9 protein-coding genes and 1 tRNA gene are annotated in these 10,313 nt (G+C 61.8%); 5 read left to right on the top strand and 5 right to left on the bottom strand.

Going from position 1 to position 10,313, the window contains the following annotated elements; genetic code table 11:
• Positions 1-2: 2 nt before the first annotated feature.
• Together ACTS1Z_RS06250 and ACTS1Z_RS06255 are read right to left on the bottom strand one after the other, a co-directional pair.
• A complete protein-coding gene (locus ACTS1Z_RS06250; protein ID WP_442623586.1) occupies positions 3-683 on the bottom strand; it encodes a DUF2059 domain-containing protein in 681 nt (226 codons plus the stop codon).
• On the bottom strand, positions 680-2,143 hold the full coding sequence (locus tag ACTS1Z_RS06255) for an NAD(P)-dependent oxidoreductase (RefSeq protein ID WP_442623587.1): 1,464 nt from the start codon (positions 2,141-2,143) through the stop codon (positions 680-682). Before ACTS1Z_RS06255 ends, ACTS1Z_RS06250 begins: the two co-directional genes overlap by 4 nt.
• Positions 2,144-2,347: 204 nt before the next feature.
• Between ACTS1Z_RS06255 and ACTS1Z_RS06260 the strand changes: the two genes are divergently transcribed.
• Positions 2,348-3,142, top strand: a complete 795-nt coding sequence (locus ACTS1Z_RS06260; protein WP_442623588.1) for an undecaprenyl-diphosphate phosphatase — start codon at positions 2,348-2,350, stop codon at positions 3,140-3,142.
• A 4-nt stretch (positions 3,143-3,146) separates the two neighbouring features.
• Here the strand turns inward: ACTS1Z_RS06260 and ACTS1Z_RS06265 are convergent, their stop codons facing one another.
• Complete coding sequence (locus tag ACTS1Z_RS06265; protein ID WP_442623589.1) at positions 3,147-4,223, bottom strand: TIR domain-containing protein; 1,077 nt, start codon at positions 4,221-4,223, stop codon at positions 3,147-3,149.
• A gap of 40 nt (positions 4,224-4,263) precedes the next feature.
• The gene (locus tag ACTS1Z_RS06270) at positions 4,264-5,211 is read right to left on the bottom strand and encodes a complex I NDUFA9 subunit family protein (RefSeq protein ID WP_442623590.1); all 948 of its coding nucleotides are present in this window, start codon (positions 5,209-5,211) and stop codon (positions 4,264-4,266) included.
• A gap of 123 nt (positions 5,212-5,334) precedes the next feature.
• Between ACTS1Z_RS06270 and ACTS1Z_RS06275 the strand changes: the two genes are divergently transcribed.
• From ACTS1Z_RS06275 to ACTS1Z_RS06290, 4 genes are all read left to right on the top strand, one after another.
• Positions 5,335-5,422: transfer RNA gene (locus ACTS1Z_RS06275), tRNA-Leu, on the top strand.
• A gap of 165 nt (positions 5,423-5,587) precedes the next feature.
• Entirely contained in the window at positions 5,588-6,391 is an 804-nt protein-coding gene (locus ACTS1Z_RS06280) for a tyrosine-type recombinase/integrase (RefSeq protein ID WP_442623591.1), read from the top strand.
• Positions 6,388-6,807, top strand: a complete 420-nt coding sequence (locus tag ACTS1Z_RS06285; protein WP_442623592.1) for a tyrosine-type recombinase/integrase — start codon at positions 6,388-6,390, stop codon at positions 6,805-6,807. Before ACTS1Z_RS06280 ends, ACTS1Z_RS06285 begins: the two co-directional genes overlap by 4 nt.
• Positions 6,808-7,134: 327 nt before the next feature.
• Positions 7,135-7,650: a hypothetical protein gene (locus ACTS1Z_RS06290; protein ID WP_442623593.1), complete on the top strand. Its 516-nt coding sequence runs from the start codon at positions 7,135-7,137 to the stop codon at positions 7,648-7,650.
• A 685-nt stretch (positions 7,651-8,335) separates the two neighbouring features.
• On the opposite strand, the gene ACTS1Z_RS06295 is transcribed toward ACTS1Z_RS06290, so the two are convergent.
• A partial coding sequence (locus tag ACTS1Z_RS06295; protein ID WP_442623594.1) for an RHS repeat-associated core domain-containing protein occupies positions 8,336-10,313 on the bottom strand: 1,978 nt, incomplete at its 5' end.

The following is a 10,313-nucleotide window of genomic DNA, read 5'->3' on the forward strand; positions in this document are numbered from 1 at the left end:
GCCTACTCCTGTTCTGCCGGCTGCTCGTCGACGCCAGCCGCATCGGGCTCCCCGCCACCGCGCATCGCATCGAGATTGCTGCTGGTGACGGGCCGGTTGGTCGCCGGGCCCGGCGCGCGGTGTTCGACATGCGCCATCAGCGCCTCGATCTCGCTCTCCATCATCGCCATCGACTGGACGGTCAGGTTGCGCTGCCACGCGCCGACATCGGGATCGGCCATGATCGCGGGCGCTTCGGCGAGATAGGCCTGGCCGGTATCGCTTTCGAAAAAGTCCTGCATGTCGCGCAACTGGCGAACGGTGAAGCGGCGCGCATAGGCGCGGCTCATCGCGTCGATCAGGCCCGGTAGCGAGGCGGCCATCAGCTCGCGCGTCGCGACGCGCTGGCGCTGCAGCAGTTCGACGAACATCTGCTGCATCGCGGGGTCTTCGCGCATGGCGTCCATGAATTGCGGCGATTCCATCAGGCCCTGTTCGACATTGGCCATGGACGGTTCGATCATCTGCATCATCATCGTCTCTCGCCGCTCGGGCGGCAGGACGAGATCGAGCAATTCGCGCGCTTCCTCGACCCGGTCGGGATCGGGCGCTTCCGCAGCCGGCGGGGCAGGCGGCGTCTGCGCAGCGAGCGGCGCGCCGATTGCCGCCATACCCATGGAAAGAATGACCAAAGCCCTGTTCATGCCAATTCCTCTTCGCGAACGGTTTCCGTTGTGGCCGCCGCCTTCGCCTTGAGATAGTTGTGCATATGCGCGGCGACATCGCGGCCGTCGCGAATCGCCCAGACGACGAGGCTCGCGCCGCGTACAATATCGCCTGCGGCGAACACGCCGTCGAGGCTCGTCTGCATGGTCTTGTGATCGACGCGCAGCGTGCCCCAGCGGGTGACGGACAGGTCCGGGCTGCCGAACATGCCGGGCAGGTCTTCCGCATCGAAACCCAGCGCCTTGATCGCGAGATCGGCGTCGAGCTGGAACTCGCTGCCGGGATCGACCTGCGGCGCGCGGCGGCCCGAGGCGTCGGGCTGGCCGAGCCGCATCTTGTGCGCCTTCACGCCGGTCACGCCCTCGGTGCCCTCGAACGCCTGGGGCGCGGAGAGCCAGACGAACTCGACGCCTTCCTCTTCCGCGTTGCGGACTTCGTTCTGCGAACCGGGCATATTGTCGCGGTCGCGCCGGTACAGGCATTTCACCGATTTCGCACCCTGGCGGACGGCGGTGCGCACGCAGTCCATCGCCGTATCGCCGCCGCCGATCACGACGACATTCTTGTTCGCCGCGTTAAGCGCACCACTGTCGAACGCCTCGACCTTCTCGCCGAAGCCCTTGCGGTTGGACGCGATCAGGAAATCGAGCGCCTCGACGACGCCCTCGGTGCCGACGCCGGGGGCCTTCAGCTGCCGCGCCTTGTACACGCCGGTGGCGATCAGCAGCGCGTCATGTTTCTCGCGCAGTTCGGCCAGGCTCGCGTCGCGGCCGACCTCGAAATTTTCGTGCAACTGGATGCCGCTATCCTTGAGGCGCTGGACGCGGCGCATCACGACATCCTTTTCGAGCTTGAAGCCGGGAATACCATAGGTCAGCAGGCCGCCGGCCCGGTCATGTCGGTCATAGACATGCACGTCGTATCCGTGCCCGCGCATATATTCCGCGGTCGTCAGCCCGGCGGGTCCGCCGCCGATCACGCCGACCGATTGCGCCGAGCGATCGCGGACGGGCACGATGGGCTCGACCCAGCCTTCCTTCCAGGCCGTATCGGTGATGTATTTCTCGATCGCGCCGATGGTGACGGCGCCATGGCCGGAAAACTCGATCACGCAATTGCCCTCGCACAGCCGGTCTTGCGGGCAGATGCGGCCGCAAATCTCGGGCATCGTCGAGGTGGCGTTGGACAGCTCATAGGCTTCGCGCAGCCGGCCCTCGGCGGTCAGCTTCAGCCAGTCGGGGATATGATTGTGCAGCGGACAATGGACCGAGCAATAGGGGACGCCGCATTGCGAGCAGCGGGCCGACTGTTCCTCGGCCTTTTCCATGGCATAGGCGCGCGCGATCTCGTCGAAGTCCTCGCTTCGCGTACCGGGCGCGCGTTTCGCAGGATAGGCCTGCTCAACGCCCACAAATTTGAGCATTGGATTGTCTGCCATCGGATTCTCCGTTGAAGGGGATACGCTAACAGGAAAAATGGCGAAGTCACGCGGAAAACGCGCATATAGGTCAGTATAACTGCCTAATAGACGGATTATTTCGTGCGCAAGCAGGCGTAAGATCGGCAAAGGCGATCTTAAATGGCCGAAACGGACCTATAATAGCGCGAGACAGGGCGGAATCGGCTGTGATACTGGGCGCGCATGACATTCCTCCAAATGCTGATCACGGCCATCGTGCAGGGGGTGACGGAGTTCCTGCCGATCTCCTCGTCCGGCCATCTGATCCTGACGCCGGTATTCCTCGGCGCGGAGGACCAGGGGCCACTGATCGACGTTGCCGTCCATGTCGGTTCGCTGCTCGCGATCATCGTCTATTTCTTCCGCGATGCGTGGGGGCTCGTCCGCGGCGGGTTTTCGACCGTGGGGATCGGCAAGGCGCCGGAGCAGAAGCGGCTGTTCTGGTGGATCGTGATCGGCACGATCCCGGCCGTCGCTTTCGGGTTCTTTCTTCAGTCGCAGGGCTATCTCGACAGCTTCCGCTCGACCGATCTCGTGGCCGTCAACCTGATCGTCTATGGCCTGCTGCTGGGCCTCGCCGACCGGTTCGGCCGGCAGGAAAAAGTCTATGAGGATATGTCGCTGCGCGACGCGATCGTGGTCGGCCTCGCCCAGGCGCTGGCGCTGATCCCCGGCACGAGCCGCTCGGGCGTGACGATGACGGCGGCGCGCTTCCTGGGCTACAAACGCGTGGAGGCCGCGCGCTTCTCCTTCCTCCTCTCGATCCCGGCGGTGGCCGGGGCAGGGGTGTTGATCGTGCCCGAGATCATGGAAGTCGGCGGCGATCTCGTGACCGAAGCGCTGATCACCGGCACGCTCACCTTCTTCGCCGCGCTAGCGACGATGCACTTCCTGATGCGCTTTCTGCGCAAGGCCTCGATGATGGTCTTCGTCGTCTATCGCGTGCTGCTCGGGATCGTGCTGCTCTGGATGTTCTGAGCCGCTAGCCCGCGGTCTCCACCGCTTCGCTATCGTCCTCGGCACAGGGTCCCAGATAGCGGGCGGTCTGGCGCACAAGGAAGCGGAACTCGCGGTCCGTTCCCTGGTCGTACGCATATTCGGCATCGGCGACATAGCCGTCGCTCGTATACTGCCCGTCCATCGAGAGGTTGAGATTATCGCCTTCGAGGCTGTTCGGCTGGCATTCCATGGCGAGTGCGAGGTCGCCGTCCGCCATGGCGATATCGACGAGCGCGCACTGGTTACGGCCATGGGGATCGAAAAAGGCGATGCCGGGCATCTGCGCTTCCTCTTCGCTCACGCAGAATTGCGGCGCTTCGAGCTCGAACGCCGCCTCCCAGGCGCGCATCGCATCGGCATCGGGGTTTTGCGTCTGCAGGATCTGGCTGACATCGAGCCGCGTTTCCCATAGCCCGGCCCGGATCAACGGCGCGCTCGTTTCCTCCGCCTCCGGCGCCACGCTCAGTTGCGGCACCAGTACGAACGCTGCGGCTGCGAGGCTTGCCGCCAGCGCGCCCCAGCCGATCCGCCGCTGCCAGATGCTGCGCGTGTAAGACCCGCGCGGCCGCCGCAGCCGCTCGGCAAATCCGCGCACATCGTCGGCCGCCAGCGCATCGGGCGCGGCACCGGCCGCTTCCGCGATCTGGCTGCGGATCGCATCGAGCGCGCGCTGGATCGTCGCGTCCTTGCCGTCGAACCAGTCGACCCATTGCTGATCGTTGAGCCAATAAGCGAGGCCCTCGGCCGGCACTTCCTCGAGCCGCACCGGATAGACGGGCTTGCCCTGATTGTCGGCGAGGATCATCTCGCGCTTCACATGGCGTGAGGTATCGGCGCCCCGGCTGAACAGCAGCACGATAACGTCGGCGCGGCCGATCTGCTCGACGATCGCGTCGTCGAACGCCTTGCCGGGCGGCACGTCGTCCGGCGCCATCCAGCCCGTAAAGCCGTTGCGTTCGAGGATTTTCTTGAGCCGCCGCGCGGAATGTTCGTGTGCGCTGTGATGGCTGATGAAGACGCTGGGTTGCTGGCCGGCCGTGTCGGTCTTGCTGTCGTTCACGGCCGCGTTCCTCCCCTTGCCTTTGCCTTATGCCTCCCGGTCAGGCGTCGTCCAGGGCCTGGTTCGCGAAGCGGCCTTGCGACTTGTACTGGACCAGCCACTTGTCCGCCACGGCGGCGAGTGGGCGCGGGGTTATGCCCAGCGCCTCGAACCCTTCGGCATCGTCGGCGACGACGTTATCGCTTTGCAGCGAGAGCCACTGGTCCCAGCTGATCGGTGCGCCGGGCAGGAAGCCGAACCGCGCCATCGTGCTGCCGAGCGCGTCCGGCACCTGGAAGATCGGCTTGTCCGGCTTACCGATCGCTTTGAGGATGAAGCCGTTGATCTCGCGCATCGACATGACCTGCGGCCCGCCGAGCTCGAACGTGCGTCCGCGATACTCCGCCGGGTTCTGCAGCACCTTCGCGACCGCGTCCGCCACGTCCGCGACATAGACGGGCTGGAATTTCGTGTTGGGCCGCATCACGGGCACCATCAATGGCGCCATGCGGGCGAGGCTGGCGAAGCGGTTGAGAAATCCGTCCTCCGGCCCGAACACGACCGAGGGGCGCATGATGATCGCATCGGGCAGGGCCGCGCGCACGGCCTCTTCGCCCATCGCCTTGGTGCGGGAATAGAGCGATTGCGCGTCCGGCGATGCGCCGATGGACGAGATCTGCACGAAATCGCGCACGCCGGCCGCCTTGGCCGCTTCCGCCGCATTGCGCGCGCCGTCGGCATGAACCTTGCGGAAATCGCCCTTGAGGATACCGACGAAATTGATCGCCGCGTCCGCGCCTTCGAGCGCGCGCGGCAGCGTTTCGGGCTTGGTAATGTCGGCCGATACGAACTGTGTCTGGCCCAGGCCGCCCATCGGCTTGATGAAAAACGCGTCGCCCGGATTGCGCTCGGCGATGCGGATGCGGAGCCCGGCCTTCAGCAGGTCCTGTGCGACATAGCGGCCCAGAAAGCCGCCGCCGCCGAACATCGTTACCAGCCTGTCCTGCATCGCAAATCCGCTCCTTTAGATACGCATGGCCCAGATGGCGTTTCGCCAACGGATTGACAAGCGCGCGATCCGCCATCATAGCGCGCAGCCTGCATTCCGGCGAGCCTTTCGCCGGAGCCGCGGGCCCAGATGGCGGAATTGGTAGACGCGCCAGCTTCAGGTGCTGGTGTCCTTTGTGGACGTGGAGGTTCGAGTCCTCTTCTGGGCACCATTTGACCATTCGCAGATGTTCGTAAAAGCTTGCGAAAACCCCAGAAAACCGGTAAAAATGAGGCTGCATTGGTCGCCAATGTTCGCCTTCGTCCGCCCACAGCCGGAGTATTTTGGGGGCCACATTTGGGGCCACTTTGAAACCCGCTTCAGGAGTGGCCCCCAAATGGCATTGACGGACACGCGAATCAGGAATGCGAAACATGGCCCGAAGCCGATCAAGCTTTTCGATGAGCGCGGGCTGTTTCTTTTGCTGCAGCCGTCCGGTGGAAAGCTCTGGCGGCTGAAATACCGGATTGACGATAAGGAGAAGAAGCTGTCGCTGGGCATTTATCCCGATGTCAGCCTGAAACTGGCGCGACAGCGCCGCGACGAAGCCCGCGCACACATCGCCGATGGCATCGATCCGTCGGAAGTGAAGGTGGACGAGGCGGAAGCCGCGAAAGAAGCGGCAGCGAATACGTTCAAGGCCGTCGGCGAGGAATATATCGACAAGATTGCGCGGGAGGGGCGCGCGGCGGTCACGATCAAGAAAACGCGTTGGTTGTTCTCATTGATGGAAGGCGACCTTGGCCATCGCCCGATCGCGGACGTGACGCCTGCCGAGTTGCTAGCGACATTGCAGAAGGTCGAGAAAAAAGGACATCTGGAGACCGCTCGGCGGATGCGCTCACTGGCCAGCCGCATCTTCCGTTATGGCGTTGCGACATCGCGCGCATCGGCTGATCCATCCGCGCTGCTTCGCGGCGCGTTGGTGGCTCCCAAAGTGACGCATCACAGCGCTATAACCGACCCGAAGGAGGTCGGCGCATTGCTGCGCGCCATTGACGGCTATTCCGGCCATCCGCTCACCTGCCTTGCGCTGAAGCTCACGCCGCACCTATTCGTGCGCCCGGGCGAGTTGCGGCGTGCGAATGGGACGAGTTTGATCTGGATGCGGCGATCTGGGCGATACCAGCGGAGAAAATGAAGATGCGCAATGCCCATCTAGTGCCCTTGTCGCGTCAATCGTTGGAACTACTGGAGTCTGCCAAGGCGATTAGCGCCGGGCAACGCTATATGTTCTCTTCGCTTTATCCTGGCAATCGGCCGATGTCAGAGAATACGATCAACGCGGCTCTGAGGCGGCTGGGCTACACCGGCAAGGAAATGACCGCACACGGCTTTCGTTCGACAGCTAGCACACTGCTGAACGAAAGTGGGAAATTCAGCCCGGACGCGATCGAGCGGGCCTTGGCGCACAAGGATACGAACGCGACGCGGGCAGCGTATCATCGTGGCAAATATTGGGAAGAGCGCGTCGAGATGGCGCAATGGTGGAGCGATCAACTCGATACCATGAGCGGCGGAGCCCAGGTGATCCCATTCGACCGTAAGCAAGCCTAATCGTTCCGCCCGCGCTGGTCAGCAGCCGGCCCAGGCCGTCGTACGTTAGGCTGCCCGATACCGTGCCCGTCGCGCTCAACAGCCGGTTCTCATCGTCATAGATGTATGTGTTGACGCCGTCCGAAGTCAGGTTGCCATTGGCGTCATGGGTGAAGGCCTGCCCGGAGACGCTCGTATATTGATTGAGGCCGTTAGCGGCATGAGCCTGTGTCCCACTGATAGCCAGTGAAGCTGTTGAGCGTGTTGGAACTCGTTCGCGGCGTCGGCTGAATTTTGAGCGTTGGCCGGAAGATGCTATATTCACTTGCTCGTATGGGAAAATAGGTAATGAGACATGCAGCAAGTCTAAGTTGGCGGAGAGCTTCTACTTGTTTGGGGATTGCCACTATTATTAGTTTCGGCTCGGTCCCAGCAGCTTTCAGCCAGTCATCGCTTTCCGATGAAAGGATCGGCCCGGCTGACTTCGAGTTGGAGCCAGTACGATCCATCGATACACCCACATTTTCTGGGGGTTATATTACCGGGCTAAATGAATCTTCTCCCGAACTGCTTGGCAATGCCAGTCGCGGCGACGATTGGTTGCAATTACGCATCTTGCCTCCGTCGGGTCAGCCCCTCGATTCGAATACAAGGGCGCGATGGCTTGCCGGTTACCGATCCGACAATGAAGAAAATCTAACGGAAATCGACATCCGGATTGGCGGCGAAAACGGACTCAGCCTACGCAGCAGCTTTGGTGTTTCCAGCCAACCCCTAAATCCCAGTGCTGACAATTTTCAACTTTTTCCCAGGCTTCGGAATCGCGAAAACCGAGCGATGGGAAATATTGGTATTCGCTTCTGACCGATCGGCTCCCGCAGAGTCGGCGTCGAGGAATTGGCGGATGACGAACAACATTGTGTACCCGTCATACCAGACCAGCGGCTCGTCCACCCCCGGCCCATGGACATAGCGGGCGAGCAGCGTGCCCGATCCGCTATACTCGGCGACCAGCGCATCGCCGTCATGTACGAACCGTATATCGCCCGAAGGCCCGCCCGATATGCGGGTGAGCCGGCCGAGGGGATCATATTCAAGGGCGGCGCTCGATCCGCCCGATACCGCGGTCAGCCGGTTCTCATTGTAATAGGCGTAGGTGTTGACCCCGTCCGAAGCGAGGTTGCCATTGGCGTCGTGCGTGAACGCCTGCCCGGCAACAGCCGTGTACTGGTTGAGGCCGTTGGCGGCATAGGCCTGTGTCCCGTTCCGATAGCCGGTATAGCTGTAGAGCGTGTTCGATAAAGCAGCTTAGGTTGCGGTCCGCTTGAGCTGTTCTTTAGGATTCCAGTCCGATGGTTGAGGTTTAGCAACCCCATGCCATTTCATTCCATCGGCTACCCATCTTTCTCTCAGGGCTTCATGATCCGTCGTTGAGTCATCGTACCCAAATTCTACGCCGCAGCTTGGACAGATTTCAAATGACGAACATCCATGCTCATCGTAGGGCGGCTCTTCTAAGTCTGGATAGCCGCATACCGGGCATATATTCTTATCGGCCATTTAAGAACCACTCCAAATTTGACATTCCGTTGCGAGCCGGATCGGGCCGGAAATATGTCCTAATTGTACCTCTTTCGGTTATCACACCAAACTCATTGGTTCTTGGGTCAAAACGACGAATATCTCCGTTCGCTCTTGTTGTTTGAAGGACTCCACGCCCCGGCCTTCCAGTCAAAAACGTGCTAGCGGCCTGTTGGTACTCGGTAGCAGTACTAACGCCGAGACGTTCGCCGTGTCTTGCAAAATGATCCAGCAATCTGCTTTCGGACGCAAACGAGGCCGTGGCCGCAGCAGCTTGTGCTCTTGCTGGCTGAGTTCCGATCAGCGCTGCCCGCCCGATGCCTGCCGTCGCTGCGGTCAACACTTGCTCACCGCCCATAGCAGCAACAGCCACTGCCGCTCCTACGCGATCACCATTCGCCCACGAGGTTCTCGCATTATCCCACTGTACTTGCCCAGGAACAAAAAGGCGCAACAACTCGTTACTTCTGATCGTCACCGTGCCATCAGGATTAGTGACCTGTTCCCCGCTCAAGCATGTGTAACACTGAGTGCCCGTCGGATCGATATTGTTGAAAGGATCATTCCCGACATAGGCATAGAGATTGAGATTATCCTCATACCCAATCGGATCGGTCTGCAGGAACCGGCCGGCTTCCGGCGCATACATCCGGGCGCGATAGTAATAGAGGCCGACATCGGGGAACCAGGCCTGGCCGGTATAGCCGAACCGACCGATATTGGAGGGATCGCTGACGCCCCATGCGTCATAGCGGTTGGCCCGGATCAGGTCGCCATCATTGTCCGATGTGCCGATGACGCTGCCCTGATGATCGGCGAGGAGGTGGCGGCGGGTGCCGTTGGAGACGGTGTCGCCATTGTACCAGACCAGCGGCTCATCCACGCCCGGCCCATGGACATAGCGGGCGAGCAGCGTGCCCGAGCCGCTATACTCGGCGACCAGCGCATCGCCGTCATGCACGAACCGCACATCGCCCGATGGTCCGCCGCTGATCCGGATGAGCCGACCGAGCGGATCGTATTCGAGGGCGGCGCTCGATCCGCCCGATACCGAGGTCAGCCGGTTCTCATTGTCATAGGCGTATGTGTTGCTGCCGTCGGAGGTGAGATTGCCATTGGCGTCGTGCGTGAAGGCCTGCCCGGCGACGCTGGTATACTGGTTGAGGCCGTTGGCGGCGTAAGCCTGCGTCTCGTTCTGATAGCCGGTGAAGCTGTAGAGCGTGTTCGAGCGGGTCCGCGTCGTCACCTGCCCGGCCGGGTTGTAGGCAAAGCCCGTAGTCAGGTCGTTGGCGGTGCCGGTGAGGCTTTGTGTCAGGCTGGAGAGCCGATTGGCGGCGTTGTAGCCGTAAGTCGTATCCGGTCCGACCCCGGCGCTGCTGATGACCCGCTGGCCGAGATTGTTATAGGCGAAGTCGGCGATGATCGTGCCGCTCGTGCTGTTTTCTCGGATGATGTCGAGGCGGTAGAGGTTATCGTAGCTGTAATGGAACTGCTGACTGCCGGGATAGGTAATCCGGGTGCGGTTGCCGGCAAGGTCATAGGCATAGGTCAGCGTGCGCGTCGTGCCGCCCGTGGAATTCGCAGCCGAGGTCATCCGGCCAAGCTGGTCGTATGTATTGGTTATGCCGAGGCCACCCGCCGAACCGAAGCGCGCTTCGAGCATCTGTCCCTGCAGTTCGTAGCCGTAATAGACGTCTTGCGCGGTGCCGGGTACGTTTTTGAGCGTCATCCGGTTCAGCGCATCGTAGGTGTAGTTGATCCTCGTGTCGTCGCGGCGACGCAGCTGTGTGCGGTTACCGTTCGCGTCATAGGTGTAGTTTTCGTAGTCGATCGGATTGACCGACCCCGGCGTCGTCGGCGACGGGAAGGTCCAGCGGGTCAATCGGTCATGCCCGTCATAGGTGAAGTTGCTGCGGTTGCCGTTCGCGTCGGTAACGGACAGACGG

This window comes from Parasphingopyxis sp. (assembly GCF_052168295.1).
Taxonomy (GTDB): Bacteria; Pseudomonadota; Alphaproteobacteria; order Sphingomonadales; family Sphingomonadaceae; genus Parasphingopyxis.

What these genes read in the sequence shown, in the direction of transcription:
- ACTS1Z_RS06260 (WP_442623588.1), top strand. Translation starts at nt 2,348, where the DNA reads ATGACATTCCTCCAAATGCTGATCACGGCCATCGTGCAGGGGGTGACG.
- ACTS1Z_RS06270 (WP_442623590.1), bottom strand. Translation starts at nt 5,211, where the DNA reads ATGCAGGACAGGCTGGTAACGATGTTCGGCGGCGGCGGCTTTCTGGGC.
- ACTS1Z_RS06285 (WP_442623592.1), top strand. Translation starts at nt 6,388, where the DNA reads ATGAAGATGCGCAATGCCCATCTAGTGCCCTTGTCGCGTCAATCGTTG.
- ACTS1Z_RS06250 (WP_442623586.1), bottom strand. Translation starts at nt 683, where the DNA reads ATGAACAGGGCTTTGGTCATTCTTTCCATGGGTATGGCGGCAATCGGC.
- ACTS1Z_RS06280 (WP_442623591.1), top strand. Translation starts at nt 5,588, where the DNA reads ATGGCATTGACGGACACGCGAATCAGGAATGCGAAACATGGCCCGAAG.
- ACTS1Z_RS06255 (WP_442623587.1), bottom strand. Translation starts at nt 2,143, where the DNA reads ATGGCAGACAATCCAATGCTCAAATTTGTGGGCGTTGAGCAGGCCTAT.
- ACTS1Z_RS06290 (WP_442623593.1), top strand. Translation starts at nt 7,135, where the DNA reads ATGAGACATGCAGCAAGTCTAAGTTGGCGGAGAGCTTCTACTTGTTTG.